The organism is Blastococcus colisei, from assembly GCF_006717095.1.
Taxonomy (GTDB): domain Bacteria; phylum Actinomycetota; class Actinomycetes; order Mycobacteriales; family Geodermatophilaceae; genus Blastococcus_B; species Blastococcus_B colisei.
In genome coordinates this window covers 3,178,835-3,192,808 of record NZ_VFQE01000001.1, presented here as the reverse complement: position 1 = coordinate 3,192,808, position 13,974 = coordinate 3,178,835, and the positions used below count along the sequence as shown (strand labels likewise).

At 68.8% G+C, this 13,974-nt stretch carries 16 protein-coding genes; 6 read left to right on the top strand and 10 right to left on the bottom strand.

Annotated elements, in window-relative coordinates; genetic code table 11:
* Positions 1-22: 22 nt before the first annotated feature.
* Complete coding sequence (locus FHU33_RS15175; RefSeq protein WP_142026083.1) at positions 23-1,087, top strand: WD40 repeat domain-containing protein; 1,065 nt, start codon at positions 23-25, stop codon at positions 1,085-1,087.
* Positions 1,088-1,216: 129 nt separating this feature from the next.
* Here FHU33_RS15175 and FHU33_RS15170 read toward each other — a convergent pair whose 3' ends face one another.
* From FHU33_RS15170 to FHU33_RS15155, 4 genes are all read right to left on the bottom strand, one after another.
* Positions 1,217-2,191 carry a site-specific integrase gene (locus FHU33_RS15170; RefSeq protein ID WP_211355142.1) on the bottom strand — a complete coding sequence of 325 codons (975 nt, stop codon included), beginning with the start codon at positions 2,189-2,191 and terminating at the stop codon, positions 1,217-1,219.
* Between the two features lie 406 nt (positions 2,192-2,597).
* Positions 2,598-2,999, bottom strand: coding sequence for a type II toxin-antitoxin system VapC family toxin (locus FHU33_RS15165; RefSeq protein WP_142026082.1), 402 nt, complete (start codon positions 2,997-2,999; stop codon positions 2,598-2,600).
* Positions 2,996-3,193 (bottom strand): hypothetical protein, encoded by a 198-nt coding sequence (locus FHU33_RS15160; RefSeq protein ID WP_142026081.1) that lies wholly within the window; start codon positions 3,191-3,193, stop codon positions 2,996-2,998. Before FHU33_RS15160 ends, FHU33_RS15165 begins: the two co-directional genes overlap by 4 nt.
* An 89-nt stretch (positions 3,194-3,282) precedes the next feature.
* Positions 3,283-3,495, bottom strand: a complete 213-nt coding sequence (locus FHU33_RS15155) for a helix-turn-helix domain-containing protein (RefSeq protein WP_142027196.1) — start codon at positions 3,493-3,495, stop codon at positions 3,283-3,285.
* Positions 3,496-4,086: 591 nt separating this feature from the next.
* Here FHU33_RS15155 and FHU33_RS15150 point away from each other — a divergent pair.
* A complete protein-coding gene (locus FHU33_RS15150) occupies positions 4,087-5,220 on the top strand; it encodes a DUF429 domain-containing protein (protein ID WP_170182467.1) in 1,134 nt (377 codons plus the stop codon).
* A gap of 250 nt (positions 5,221-5,470) precedes the next feature.
* Complete coding sequence (locus FHU33_RS15145) at positions 5,471-6,028, top strand: hypothetical protein (RefSeq protein ID WP_142026079.1); 558 nt, start codon at positions 5,471-5,473, stop codon at positions 6,026-6,028.
* A 378-nt stretch (positions 6,029-6,406) separates the two neighbouring features.
* Here the strand turns inward: FHU33_RS15145 and FHU33_RS15140 are convergent, their stop codons facing one another.
* The 3 genes from FHU33_RS15140 to FHU33_RS15125 form a co-directional block, all read right to left on the bottom strand.
* Positions 6,407-7,255, bottom strand: a complete 849-nt coding sequence (locus tag FHU33_RS15140; RefSeq protein ID WP_170182466.1) for a toll/interleukin-1 receptor domain-containing protein — start codon at positions 7,253-7,255, stop codon at positions 6,407-6,409.
* Between the two features lie 416 nt (positions 7,256-7,671).
* Positions 7,672-8,229 (bottom strand): DUF1643 domain-containing protein, encoded by a 558-nt coding sequence (locus tag FHU33_RS25040; RefSeq protein ID WP_170182465.1) that lies wholly within the window; start codon positions 8,227-8,229, stop codon positions 7,672-7,674.
* A gap of 341 nt (positions 8,230-8,570) precedes the next feature.
* Positions 8,571-9,230 carry a TetR/AcrR family transcriptional regulator gene (locus tag FHU33_RS15125; RefSeq protein WP_142026076.1) on the bottom strand — a complete coding sequence of 220 codons (660 nt, stop codon included), beginning with the start codon at positions 9,228-9,230 and terminating at the stop codon, positions 8,571-8,573.
* Positions 9,231-9,284: 54 nt separating this feature from the next.
* Here FHU33_RS15125 and FHU33_RS15120 point away from each other — a divergent pair, with 54 nt between their 5' ends.
* From FHU33_RS15120 to cobU, 3 genes are all read left to right on the top strand, one after another.
* Positions 9,285-9,692 carry a VOC family protein gene (locus FHU33_RS15120; protein WP_142026075.1) on the top strand — a complete coding sequence of 136 codons (408 nt, stop codon included), beginning with the start codon at positions 9,285-9,287 and terminating at the stop codon, positions 9,690-9,692.
* 202 nt (positions 9,693-9,894) lie between these two features.
* On the top strand, positions 9,895-10,191 hold the full coding sequence (locus tag FHU33_RS15115) for a cupin domain-containing protein (protein WP_142026074.1): 297 nt from the start codon (positions 9,895-9,897) through the stop codon (positions 10,189-10,191).
* Positions 10,192-10,734: 543 nt separating this feature from the next.
* Positions 10,735-11,286 carry a bifunctional adenosylcobinamide kinase/adenosylcobinamide-phosphate guanylyltransferase gene (cobU, locus tag FHU33_RS15110; RefSeq protein WP_246063665.1) on the top strand — a complete coding sequence of 184 codons (552 nt, stop codon included), beginning with the start codon at positions 10,735-10,737 and terminating at the stop codon, positions 11,284-11,286.
* Between the two features lie 3 nt (positions 11,287-11,289).
* On the opposite strand, the gene FHU33_RS15105 is transcribed toward cobU, so the two are convergent.
* The 3 genes from FHU33_RS15105 to FHU33_RS15095 all read right to left on the bottom strand — a co-directional run bounded on the left by FHU33_RS15105 (position 11,290) and on the right by FHU33_RS15095 (position 13,880).
* On the bottom strand, positions 11,290-12,333 hold the full coding sequence (locus tag FHU33_RS15105) for a Gfo/Idh/MocA family protein (RefSeq protein ID WP_246063664.1): 1,044 nt from the start codon (positions 12,331-12,333) through the stop codon (positions 11,290-11,292).
* Between the two features lie 22 nt (positions 12,334-12,355).
* A complete protein-coding gene (locus FHU33_RS15100) occupies positions 12,356-12,526 on the bottom strand; it encodes a DUF1059 domain-containing protein (protein WP_142026073.1) in 171 nt (56 codons plus the stop codon).
* 97 nt (positions 12,527-12,623) lie between these two features.
* On the bottom strand, positions 12,624-13,880 hold the full coding sequence (locus FHU33_RS15095) for an APC family permease (protein ID WP_142026072.1): 1,257 nt from the start codon (positions 13,878-13,880) through the stop codon (positions 12,624-12,626).
* Positions 13,881-13,974 lie beyond the last annotated feature (94 nt).

Genomic DNA, 13,974 nt, shown 5'->3' with positions numbered 1-13,974 from the left:
CTCGATAAGGACGGTTCGTTTGGTGCGGTCCACCCTGCCCATGGCCCTTCTGTGCTCGATCCTTGCCCTAGTCGCCTGTGGGGTGCGGCCTGCTCCACAAGCAGCGGCGGGCGAGCCCCTAGGGGGTCTGAGCCGTTGCCCCGGCAGTTCTTTCGTCGCCGCGCTCACAAGTTCCTCGAGCGAGGACCCGAAGATCGATCTGACGGCGCCCTCCGACATCAGCCACGTCTATGGTCTGCGGCCCGATGGGACTGTCCAACGGTTGACCAGTGAACCGGCCAACTATGAGTATGACCTGGCCGCTGACGCCAGTCATGTCCTCGCCGTGCCGTACGGGGCACCCAGCGACCCGGGCACCATCCTGGCGGACGGCTCGTACATGCCGCGGAACCCATACCGCCTGCTCATGGTGGCAACTGGTGTCGAGAAGGTCAGGACTGTGATCACCCACGAGGGCATCAGCTCTGTGGCGGAATCCCCTGATGGTCAACATGCCGCCATCATCTCTCGGAACCCATCCACATCGTCGGTCGAAATGCTAATCTTCGACTTGGCTGACAGCTCAATCGTGAAGCAGCAGGAACTTTCAAGCATCACGACTCCTAGTAATCTCGCTTGGAGTCCAGACGGCACCACTTTCGCTCTGTTCGGAAGGTTGAACGATCGACCCGAACGCCAAGTCATCACTGTGGATGCGAACAGCGGAGAGATCCAGGGATTTGCGCTGCCCTACGACAACGTGATCGACCTGGACTGGTCGCCAGACAGCAAGCGGCTTCTGGTCCTGGTCTTGGCGTTTACGGACAGTGCGACGAGTGAGTATCTCGCCTACGAGATCCAGAGGGACACTGGCACAGTCACCACCCTCTCCCTCGGCGGGGAGATCGTCTCCGGTCTCGCCTACGCCTCGAGCGACGGGCGCGATCTGCTCGCCATCGTGCTACCAAAAGGAACCATTCCGATCCTGCGATCGCTGCGCCTGACAGACAACCGCATAAGCATCGTCTCCGAGATGAGATTGCCCGACGTGCTCACGCGACCTAGTCGACTCGTGATCGCCGAATGCGCACGTGGAGTCAACCAGTGAACCGTGCTCGGACGGCCGTCAACTGTCCCTGAAGCCGCCTTCAGGGCGAGTCTTGCTGACGCGGTCGCCGGAGTCTTCCGGCCGCGGACAGGCCCATCCATTCCGCGCGTGCGGCGTGTGGCCCCTCGATCAACCGCCCATGCTGGTTCGCGGGACCCCCGCGATCACGCCAAGCACCGAATCGACGGCGGCCCTCGTCCTGTCGTCCGAGTCGGGCCACAGGTGGCTGTAGGTGTCGAGCGTCTCGGCGGCGCTCGCGTGCCCCAGCCGGGCCTGGACGGTCTTGACCGACTCGCCGTGCCGGATGAGCAGACTCGCGTAGAAGTGCCGCAGGGCGTGGAACGTCACCCCGCTGAGACCGGCCCGTTTCACCGCCGGGCGCCACACTCGCTCGGAGAAGGCCGTCCGCCGGATCGAGGCACCCAGCTCGGTGGTGAAAAGCAACTCATCGGCCGGCCAGGTCAAGAGGTGCGCGGCCAGCGCATCGACGACGACCTGGGGGAGCGGCACGACCCGGACGGAGGCTTGCGTCTTCGGCGGCGCGAGGTAGGGCGCTCGGTCGGGCATGGTGATCAGCTGTCGGTCGACGGTGAGCTGTCGGCGGAGGAAGTCGATCCGGTCGACGGTCAGGCCGAATGCCTCCCCTTGCCGCAGTCCGGTCCCGGCAGCGAGGGTGACCAGCGCCCTGTACCGGTCAGGCACGGCGTTGGTCAGAGCCTGGACCGCTTCGAGCGTCAGCGGCTCGACGCGCCGGCGGTGGACCTTCGGCAGCTTGGTGCCCTCGCAGGGTGAGGCGACGATCCGCCGGTCGCGCACGGCGGCCTTGAAGATGCCCGCGAGGATGCGGTGGACCACACCCACAGTGGACGGAGCCAGGTCCAGGGATAGCCGCTTGACGAGGGCCTGGACGTCGCTCGGCAGGACCGACGAAAGCCGCTTCTGCCCGAGGGCGGGATAGACGTGACGCCGGAGCATCGTCTCCACGTGAGCCGCGGTGGTCGGCCGGTGAACCTGAGTAGCCCGCCACTGCTCGGCGTAGTCCCGAACAGTCAGGCGTCCGGCCGCGGGGTCGACGTACTGGCCGGTGACCATGGCCGCGGTCATCTCGTCGAGCTATCGCTGGGCGTCGACCTTCCGCTTGAAGTGCCGGGCGTGCTCTTTGCCGGTGGCGTCGCGGAAGCGCGGCCGATAGGTGCCGTCGGGCCTGCGGGCGATGCTCGCCATCCCACTCACTCCGTTCCACGCGGTCGCCGCCAGCCATGGCGTGCAGCCGGGGTAGCACCAGCGGGGGTGGCTCGTCCCTCTGCTGGACCGATCTGTGGATGGGCACGGGGCTGGGGATAGCCGGAGACGGCAGCGAGGGCCGACGCCGGGAGCTCGTGCGCTGCCGATGCCGCACCGCGCGACAGTGCCTCGGCATCCTCCTGTTTTTCTCCGGTACGCGTGGGCGGGTGCCGGATAGGCACGCCTGAGTGACGAGCCAGCCGCCTATTGGAAGGAGCTGTGGCCTTCAGCGGAGGGCGAGCGTCAGTCCATCGTGCTCGGCGAAGTCGTGGAAGTCCTTGGCGTTGAAGGTGGCGAGCGGGAGGTCACGCACGAGGCAGCAAGCGGCGATCCAGCTGTCGTTGACCGGCCGTGGTCGGCCGCGCAGCTGGCCGCCGGCCTGCAGCTCGCCCCACCGGGCGGCCACCCGCTGGTCGTAGGGAAGGAGCAGGAGTTGCGAGAGGAACTCCCGCATAGCGGCGACGTTCCGCGGTCCCCAGTGCCGGACCAGCGTCCACTTGGTCAGCTCGCCCACGGTCACAAAGGTGACGGCGGCGACGTGACCGGCAAGCCGTGCGGCGACCGCGTCGGGAGTGCGGTGGCGCAGCAGCGAGGAGGCGACGTCCGTGTCAAGGACGACGACGCTCACGAGATGCTGGACCGCCGGGAGGCGTAGAGGTCTGCGAGGAAGTCCGCGTGCTCGTCGTCGGAGGCGAACGGATCGTCCGCGGCCGGGTCGTTCGGGGAGGCGATGGGCCGCACCCCCTGCTGGCGGATCAGCTCATCTGTAGGAACGAAGTCATCACCCGAGTGGTGCGCGGGCTTCTTCGGTGTCGTGGTCACGGCAGCTCACCTCCTCGGGTCCATGGTGCCAGTTCGACAGAGTTCCGCATCGAGGACAACGATCGACTCTCGTCCGCAGGGGTGGTCGCTCACCGACGCGTTGACTGAGCTTCGCGCTGCTCGGTCACCCAGCGGTCCAGGTCTTGCCGTCGGTATAGGACTCGGCGCCCGAGGCGGAAGCCGTCCGGTCCGATACCGAGATGACGCCAGTAGCGCAGCGTGGCAACTGGAGCGCGCAAGAACGCGGCCGCCTCGGTGAGCGTCAGCAGGTCGGAAGTCGAGTCAGGGGCGTTCTTCGGCATCACGAGCGGTTCCTCCGGCACTCCGAGTGATGGGGGAAAAGCGCGACCGTGGGGCCCGCCGCCGAAAGTGGCCCTGGCCGCATCGTCCTGCGTCCATGCTGGGACACGTCCCTCCCGTAGTTCCCCTGTTTGTCGCCGCCGTGCAGCTTCGACGGGGACGTGCAGCGCGTCGGCCCGGTCTTCCCCCGCAAGCGCACACGCAGACGCCGTGTTGGCCGCCGGCGGCTTCCAAGCGCCACGAAGCTCGTCTCGCCGGATGCCGATTCGAGGCCTGAACTCCGCCGGGCCCTGCTGATGCCGCGCGGCGGACGCAGCGCTCTCATCCTTGCCACCGCAATCAAGATCGCGGACCGTCACACGTCTTGCATTTCGGCCACGAGGGACGCCGACAGCATCATGGAAGGCCGCCTCGCTCATGGGCGCGAGGCGCCTGACGCGCCGCTGGTGCCATCGACGCACCCGTCACAACGAATGCTCGAGCCCACAGTGCATGAGGTGTGAGGGCCCGTGGTCTTGTTTCTCCAGCTGGACTGCGCCATCACGGCAGTGAGCGCCAGCTTGGCAGACTAGAAGATGAATGGTGCTGAGGCGGTGCGCAGCACGTCGGTCTTCCTGGGTGTCGATCTCGGTTGGTCAACCGGTGCTACCGGACTGGCGGCCGTCGACGAGACGGGCCGCCTGACGGCATCTGCGCGTGTCAAGACCGACGATGAGATCGCCGAATGGATAGCGGCGCAGCCCGGTCAGGTCGTCGTCGCTGCCGTCGACGCCCCTCTGATCGTGCCGAACGAGACTGGTCAACGCGTTCCGGAGAGGCTCATAGGTCAGGCCTTCGGCGGTTTCGGCGCGTCTGCTCACACCTCCAACCACACCCGCTTTCCAGGCGGCGACACGCGGGCCATGAGGTTGGCTCAGCGCTTCGGATGGGCGGTGGATCCCGGAACGCCCACTGGCGGCAACGTCGGCGTCTGCATCGAGGTCTATCCGCATCCTGCGCTCGTGGGCCTTCTCGAGCTCCCGTACCGCTTGGATTACAAGAAGGGCAACGATCAAGGACGGGCGCCGGGATTCCGGTTGTTCGTGCAGCACCTCGAATCCATCCCGGAACTGGCCCTGGCCGGTAGTCCCCGGTGGCGGCAGCTGAAACATGTACTTGCCTCGCCGCGCCCCGGCGACCTCACCCGCGTGGAAGACGAACTGGACGCCATCGTCTGTGCTCACCTGGCGTGGCTGTGGCACCGCCGGCGCAGCGCGCTGAAGATCTACGGCAATGTCGAAGTCGGCTACATCGTCGCGCCGCCCCCGCCGCTGCATCGACCCCAGCAACCCGAACGCCGTGGTGAAGCCGCCAGCGTGCCGGCACCCGGCCGCTTCGAGCGGGTGGTCCACGGCAGGCCCACCGGCTACTCAGCCGGAGCCAACGAGCAGCGCTGGAAGGCGGATGTCCGGTCGGCGTTCTCCGGCTGCACCCTTCCGGCCGGTTGTCGAGTTCACGTGGACCTCGAGTTCTTGCTCGGTCAGGACCAGAGAGGGCGCAACGAGCCGGACCTCGACAACTTGATCAAAGCGGCGATCGATGCCCTCGACGGCGTACTGGGCGTGCGCACAGGGACAGGGCTACGCGCGGAAGCGGACGACGTACGGGTTGACCGCATCACGGCATCCAAGCGCCATGCCGGCGGGAACGAAGACCCCGGCGCCCACGTTACCGTTGCCGAGCTCTAACGGGGCAACGTGTCACTGAAGGCGGCTTCAGGGCCACGGGACCTCAAGACCGACCAGACGAGGCCGACCTGGTTACCCGACCCATGGGCCTCCAGCCACAAGTTCTGCGCGTCTCCTATAGGCGCAGCCGTCGGTGCACACCGAAACCACGGCTTCGTCTCGCCCCCCGCGGTGGTCGATCGTTGTCGCAAGCATTCGGACACGACGGCGCTTGGCCTCCGGAGAAAGGACGAGGCCTTAAGCTGCCGCTGTGACATGGGAGGCGGTTGGCGCCATCGCCGCAGCGCTGGTGGCCCTGTTAGCACTTCGCCATTCGAAGCGTGCACAGCAACAGGCCGACGACGTCGCGAAAACGCAGATTCAGTTGAGCAAAGATCAGAAGGCTCTGTCGGAGAGGCAAGCCCAAGCTCAGGAAGGGCAAGTCGCACAACTCGAGGCCCTAGTGAAGGCCGTGTCGAGGGACACGGCGGCCGAATTGCTCGAGCGGCGGGAGATTGAGACCGAACGCCAGTCGGACGAGCCGGGCGTGGCCTGGCGGTTGCAACACCTCTCAGCGGACGCCTACCAGTTGTCAAATGCTGGGCGCGCGACCGCGTACGACGTGACGGTAGAGATCGGGGACATGGTGGGCGTACGTCCAATGTCTGGGCAGGACGTGCCGCCGGGCGGCTCATTAAAGGTGGTAGCAGAGAGAAAGCCGTACACCCGCGATGACGTCGTGACGGTGAATTGGGCGGACGGCCGCGCAGGGGACGGGGGCCAACGACACACTTGGCTCAGGCCACTTCCCCTGAAGCCGACCGAGTAAGGGTCGGTCCGAGGCTCGACGGGTCTCACGTTGTCCCATAGTGGCGCGCTCAGGGGCAGTCGGACCAAGCGTCCGAACAGGTAGCGGGACTGCTTGCCTCTTCGTCACAACGAGTCCCGATACCGCAAATGCAAGAAGTGTGATGGCTCGTGATCTTGATCTCTAGTAGAGCGTGGACGAGGTGCCGGCATGGTGTGGTGTGCGGCCGGAAGGTCGACACGACATCGAACGTCCGAGCGACTCGAACACTCAGCGGTCGATGTCTCATGTGACCGACTCAGTGCGGAACGCCGTAAGGGATGCTCCGAAACAGACCCGTACGCCCCGTACGGGATACCCCCCTGTAGGCACTCTATTTGACCACTCCCAGTGTGGGCGTCAAGGCTCAATCTCAAGGACGTTCTTCTCGAGACCCATATCCCAGAACCGGTCACCGATGTCCGCATCAATGACCTTGCGGAACTCCTTCTCGATGTTGAAGAAGACGAAGGTTGGATAGTCCGCATCATGAAGCCGAACGGGGACTAGTCCATATCTGCCGGCCACGGTGTTCATGGTGCTGATGAACTCCTGCTGCAGTTCGGCATCGGCGTTCTCAAGCGAGTACTCCACTCTGAACGTTGGCATGGGGCCCGCGTACGACGATCCAGTGGCCCATCGCGTTTCCTTCAAGTCGCGTTGGATGCTGCGGACTATTTGGAGCGTTTCGCTCGAGAGTTGCTCGGGGCTTCTCCTGCTCACATGGGTGTCCCGTTTGCGCACATTTCGGAGGTCCGTCTCAAGTTGGGGCCACCACTGATCGAACGCCTTGCCAAGGAAGCCTTCCGAGAGTGGCCGGTCGCAGTCTCGGTTGATGCTGTCCATGAGCTTCCGCATTTCCTCTTGTTTCGGCAGGACATACTGAAACTGCGTCAGCGGGCCGGTAATCTGGGTGTACTCAACCCCGAAGAGGAGAGGTGTCACTCGGCTCCCCACCACAACCTTTGATAGCGCTCCCGCCTCGAAGTTGATCCAGGGCCTCTCGAAGTTCTCCTCTGTTACTACGACGATGCCGTGTGAACTATCTTGCAGCTCTGACGCGATGACGTTCAGTCCGCGACTGCCCTTCTCGATGTCCTCCGAGGACATGAAGGGTTCGATTTCATTGATCACGAGCGGAAGCCACTCGCGCAGTAGTCCGGCGACTTGTCTGCTGACATCCCCTGACCAGCTCAGGAAGACCTTCACGGCCGTGAGGGTACTGACGGCCTTGTGGATGGTTCGTACGAGGCGCCGAGTCGCCGCCCGCGGACCAACGGGACACGTAGGCAACATCACTCGAACGTGCGTGCGACGGCGTTCAGCATCCGGGGGTAGACCCGGTTTTGTTGCTCCACTTGATCGCGGGTGAGGAAGCGGGGCTTTGCCCGCACGGTCCTCGGCAGACGGGACGCCGGTGGCCGGGTTTCGCGGGATGCCGTCATGAACCGCCAATGTCAGGACGAGTGCGAACACCCGGTGCCCCTGCCGGACGCGATCATGACGGCCTGGCAGTCCGGGGGCCAAGGGGACCGTACGGGCCGGCGATCGTGCGCATCTTCGGGTCTCTGGATGGGACGTTCTTGCCTGCGTGGTGTCGGACGGACCGGTGCGGCTACCCCAGGTCAAGAGGCGGGGGCGACCCACGGCTTGAGCGGCGCGTCCGCGGCCACGTACAGCGGGTGGCGCGGCTCGCCGCGCCGAGTCGTCCCCAGGCAGAGTGGCCGGTCGAGCAGCGGAGCAACGGCTCGGGACCGGCCGTAGAGACCGCCTGCGGCGCCCCAGGCCACGATCGTCCTCGTCGCGGCGGCGGTCAGCCGTCGGAGCGCGTCGTCGTTCGCTGGGCCGACCGGGTGGGCCACCTGCTGCAGGGTCTTCGGGTCGGTGTGCCGGTGCGCGAACAGGTTTACGATCACCAGCCCGCTATGGCCAGCTTCCCTGCTGCGGGTGATGCACCGTTCCAGCGTTGGGCGCCGACGCTGCTCAGTGTCTCCCGTGGCCGGATTCAGCAGCACCCACACGTCGGTGGTCGCCAGGTCCTCGTCACCCCACCAGCGGCCGAACCCATAGCGGTAGGCCATGTCCGGTGAGTAGAGGTACCGCTCGGGCAGCCCTTCGGGGGACACGCCCTTCCGCTCTTTCAGCCCGTGCCGGGCCGCCAGCATCGCGAATACGTCTTGCACATGCAGGACGGTAGCCAGCAAGGGGTCGTTCTTAAGTCGCGCAGCGGGATCCGGTACGGGTACGGGGTCGCGGCGGTGCGGGGACGAAGGATGCGGACCCGGACGTCGATTGGGATATTCGAGTCCGCGGCCAGTCCGCAGAGAGTCCGCAACTCGTCCGATAACGGCCGGTCGGCGCCATAGGCCGTCAACGGCATAACCGCAGGTCAGCGGCGCCATCCGCAAACTCCCGACGGCTACCAACCACCCGGTGACAATCCCCGGCGTACAGGCCGACTCGTCCGTCATCCTCGGCTGACAGTGAGGCTCCCGAGTCCGAGGGGGGCCGTGTTCCTCAGGAGTCAGTCGGCCGGACCCGGCTGCGCCAGCACCGCGTCGGAGACCGTACGCCCGGCCCAGCGCTCCCACTGCTCCGGCGCCCATCCTCGCTCGACCGTGAGCAGGACGTAGATCTCCAGGCTGATCAGCGCGAACAGGATGTCGGCGGCCTCGTCCACCGTCAGCCCGGGACGCAGCGCGCCCTTGGCGTCGAGAACCTCGGCGAGCGCCCGGTGCGCGGTGTGGCGCTGCTGCTGGTTGATCTCCCACTGCGCGGCCATCTCCGGGTCGCTGCCTGCAGCGTCCCGAACGATGCGCAGGACGGGAGTGACCCGTCCGAAGATCTCGCAGCTGGTCCGCAGCCAGACGGCCACGGTCTCGGCCCCGCCGGGCGCCGTGTGCAACTCCTGGACCCAGGGGCGGTCGAGCAGCGCAACGGGCTGGTCGTCACCCACGCTGGCGACGTCGACGAGCTCCTTGAGCAGGGTCCGCTTGTTCCCGAAGTGGAAGTAGACCGTCTGGACGGCGACGCCTGCCTCGTCGGCGATCTGCTGGAGCGTCGTCGCCGCGTAGCCATCCCGGATGAAGAACCGGCCGGCCGCCTCGACGATGCGGCGCCGGGTAGCCACCGCCTGATGGGCCCGCGAGATGCGGGTGGTGCGCCCCTTGACATCCTCGTCCACCCGCTGGACTCTACGCTAGAGCCAACTCTAGCGAACAGCCGTCGTGAGGTCGCCATGCCCCCGTTGAGCGGTTTCCACCATGTCAAGCTGCCGGTGGGGGACGTCGTCCGCAGCCGGAACTGGTACCAGGCCGTCCTCGGTCTCGTCGTGGACGTCGAGTTCGTGGAGGACGGCGTGCTGATGGGCGTCGCCCTCCGCGACCCGTCCGGCACCGTGACCCTGGCGGCCCGGCACGACCCCCAGCGGGCAGCAGTGCTCGCCGGATTCGACCCCATCGCCGTGGGCGTCCCGACCCGCAGTGACCTCGAGGCCTGGGCGTCCCGGCTCGACGTCCTCGGCCAGCGGCACGGCGGGATCGTGACCGGCCACCAGGGATGGGTCCTGGTTGGACTGCACGACCCGGACGGCATCGAGGTCCGGCTCTACACCATCGAACGGCACGACGAACGGACGACGACATGAACTCCGACGGACCGGGTTACTTCCTGGGCGCGGGAGCCGGGGACACCCGGTGGTTCCTCGACACTCGCATGACCGTGAAGGCGCGGGGCGCCCACACCGGAGGTGCGCTCACCGTCATCGAGTGGTCGGCGCCGGTGGGATTCGGGCCTCCACGGCACGTGCACGACGCCGAGGACGAGATGTTCTACGTGCTGGAGGGGAGATGGTCGTCGAGTGCGGCGGCCAACGGTGGACGGCGGGCCCCGGGGGCTTCGTCTTCCTGCCGCGTGGCATCGCGCACGTGTTCGTCGTCTCCCGAGGCCCGGTCCACGGCCTGCAGCTGACCACCCCCGCCGGCTTCGAGGCCTTCGTGGAGGAGATCGGCCGGTTTCCGGAGGGCCCGGGACTCCCCGAGCCGTCGATTCCCGACGTGCCCCGACTGGTGGAGGCGGGCCGGCGCCACGGGAGCGACATCGTCGGGCCCCCGCTGTCGCTGGACGAGATCGAGACGCGGGCCTGAGGCCTCGTCCACCAGGCGGGTCCGGGTCCGATACGTGCCCGTCTTGGCAGCCGTGCCGCGGCTCACCAGCCTCTGCCCATGACGGTGATCCCGCTTCCCCGGCACGGGCAATGGGCGTGGGACCTGCGTCGCGAGGGCCGCAGGGTCCGGATCTCGGCGCACGTCGACGTCGGCCTGCTGAATCTGAGCCTCTGGCGGGGCGGCACCTGCGTCGGCACCGCCCAGCTCTGCCCTGCGGACGTGGCCAAGCTGGCGAACGGGCTGACCGAGGGCCTCGCGGAGATCGCCACGCAGGCGCCGACGCACGAGCCCGGATGCCGGCGACGTGCGGCGCGTCCACGAACTCGAGCTCCGCCTGGCGCAGGTCGAGGCACAGCTGGGAGCCTCCGGACCTCGACGGGCGGCGAACGCGGTGGAAGCCGTCCGCTCCGCGCTGGTCTCCTGTGGACTGCGGACACTCGTCCGCGCCCGGTGACGCGACCCGGCGGCGCTGAACTCCCCGGGGTGCACGGGCGGCAGATCGACCGCGGATAGCGTTGCCCGGTGCTGCGCATTCCGTACCGCCGGTCACGGGTCCTCGTGCTCGGCGGTGCCCGCTCCGGCAAGTCCTCCCACGCCGAGGGCCTGCTGCGCCGTGAGCGCTCGGTCGACTACGTGGCCTGCGGCCTGGCACCGAGTGACGACGACCTCGAGTGGGCCGGCCGGGTGGCGCTGCACCGCGCCCGCCGGCCCGCGTCGTGGAGCACAGTCGAGACGATCGACCTGGTCGACGTCCTGGGTCGCCCGGGCCCACCGGTGCTGGTCGACTGCCTGACCACCTGGCTGGCCCGCGTCATGGACGAGTGCGAGGTGTGGACCGACCAGCCCGGCTCCGACGCGAAGCTGGCGGCGGCGATCGACGAGGTCGTCGCGGCCTGGGCTCGCACCCGCCGACGGGTCGTCGCGGTCAGCAACGAGGTCGGCTCCGGCATCGTCCCGGCGACGCCGTCGGGACGGCGGTTCCGCGACGAGCTGGGCGTGCTCAACGCCCGCATCGCCGGGACGTCCGACCGGGTCTGGCTGGTGACCGCCGGCCTGCCGCAGCGGCTCCGGTGAGGCTCAGATCCTGACCACGCCGCCGTCCGTGGCACTCCGCCGGGCGGCGTCCAGCACGGTCATCGAGGCGACGGCGTCCCGTGGGGCGACGGGGACCGTGCCCAGGCCGCGGACCGCACGGGCGAAGGCCGGGTAGAAGGTGTCCCAGGCGCCGTTCTCGGTGGGCACCGTCTGCCCGTCGGCCCCGCGGTACATCCGTCCCCAGCGCTCGGCCGGCTCGGCGCCCCACTCCGCTCCCAGCGTGCCGGGGGTGTGCCCGGCGAGGAGCAGGTCCTCCTGACCGTCCATGAGCGTGCGGTTCACGTAACCGCCGGCCGTGCCCGACACCCGGTACCGCGGTCCGGGCGCGCTCTGGCTCCAGCTGCCCCACAGGTGCGACCGTGCCCCGTTCGCGTGGGTCAGCGCCACGAAGACGTCGTCGTCCAGGCCGTTCTCCCGCAGCCGCCACTCGGCGTAGACGGACTCGACCGGCCCGAGCAGGACCAGCGCCTGGTCGACGAGGTGACTGCCGAAGTCCAGCAGCGTGCCGCCGCCGGCGGCGCCGGGCCCGGTCTCCGGGGCCATCCGCTCGAAGCGGGACTCGAAGCGCAGGACCTCGCCGAGCTCGCCCTCGTCGACGAGCCGGCGGACGGTCAGGAAGTCGGAGTCCCACCGCCGGTTCTGGTACGGCGAGAGCGCGAGGCCGTGTCGCTCGGCGAGTCCCACCGATCGGCGGGCCGCGGCGGCGTCGAGCGCGAACGGCTTGTCGCAGACGACCGCGAGCCCCAGTTCCAGCGCCCGGTCGGTCAGCTCGCTGTGCGTGGCGGCGGGCGTCGAGATCGCCACCGCCTCGGCGCCGGCGGCGGCGAGGTCCTCCAGCGAACCGAAGGTGGCGCGGCCGGGGGCGTCCTGCTCCACCAGCGCCTGCCGCTCGGGCGAGGAGGTCACCACGCCCACGAACTCGCACTCGCGCGCGGCGCCGAGCAGCGGCGCGTGGAAGTACCGCCCGCCGAAGCCGTAGCCGACCAGCCCGAAGCGGACGGGCGAGTTCAGGGCGTCTGAGGTCACCGGGCGATTGTGCCCGGCGAGGTCAGGCGTCGTGGACGAGTGTCTTGATCTGCCCGGCCATCTCCGGGCTGACGTCCACGCCGTGTGCCTCCTTGGCGTGGGGCCCCGCCTGCGCCATGACGTCGTCGACGGTCTCTCCGTGGACGACGGCGTCGCAGTCGAACCCGGCGTCACGGCACTTGAGTTCCTTCATCGGTGGCCTCCTGTGGGCAGCGGGAACCTGGCACCCCCGTGCCGGACACCCTGCTCCTCCGTCCTCGTCCCGGACAGGCGTCCGCGCGCGGCAGGACTCAGCGACCGGCCAGCTTCAGGCGCATGCCGCGGTACAGCACCCCGACGACCAGGACGACCACCCCCGCGACCACCGACTGCCACGGCAGGGTCGCGGCGAGGACGACGCAGCCGACCGCTCCGGCCATCTGGAGCGCGCGGGGCCAGCGTCGGTGCGCGGCGGACTGGGTGAATGCGGCCAGGTTCGCGACGAGGTAGTAGAGCAGCACGCCGAAGGACGAGAAGCCGATGACGGCGCGCAGGTCGACCGTCAGCACGAGCACGCAGACGAGCGCGCCCAGGGCGACCTCCGCGTGGTGCGGCACCCGGTGACGGGGGTGCACGGCGGCGAGCCAGCGGGGGAGGTCGCCGGTGCGGGCCATGGCGAGACCGGTCCGGCCGACTCCGGCGACGAGCCCCAGCAGGGCCCCCAGGGCGGCGGCGGCCGCACCGAGCCGGACGACGGGGGAGGCCCAGTCCCACGACCCGGCGCCGACCGCGTCGGCCAACGGGGCGGCCGAGCCGGCGATCCGGTCCGGCCCGAGCGTGAGCAGCAGCGTGACGGCGACGACGGCGTAGACGACGACCGTGATGCCCAGCGCCAGGGGGATGGCCCGGGGAATGGTGCGCCCGGGATCGCGCACCTCCTCGCCCATGGTGGCGATGCGGGCGTAGCCGGCGAAGGCGAAGAACAGCAGCCCGGCCGACTGCAGGACGCCGTACCAGCCCTGCTCACCGGCGGTCCAGGTCAGGGGCCCGCCGCCGGCGGCCCCGCCGCCGACGAGGCCGGCGAGCACCGCGACCGTCAGCGCGCACAGGACGACGGTGACGAGGACGCGTGTCAGCCCGGCGGTCCGGGTGACGCCGCGGTAGTTGACCGCCACCAGGACCGCGACGGCGGCGACGGCGACCGGGCGCTGCCAGTCCGGCGGGACCGTGTAGGCGGCGAAGGTCAGCGCCATCGCGGCACAGCTCGCGGTCTTGCCGACGACGAACGCCCACCCGGCGAGGAACCCCCACCACGGGCCGAGCCGTTCCCGGCCGTAGACGTAGGTCCCGCCGGACTCGGGGTACTGGGCGGCCAGCTGCGCGGACGCGGTGGCGTTGCAGTACGCGACGACGGCGGCGAGGGCCAGACCGATCAGCAGGCCGGTGCCGGCGGCCCGTGCCGCCGGGCCGAAGGCGGCGAAGACGCCCGCGCCGATCATCGAGCCGAGCCCGATGACGACGGCGTCCGTGGTGCCCAGCCGGCGGGCGAGCCCCGGGCTGTTCGTCATGGTCCCCCTCGTCCGTGCGTTCGTCCGTGCTGACCCCACCACACCTCCCCGCCGCCTCCCCGGACGGCACCGGGAGCTGTGCGAGGGTGACCGC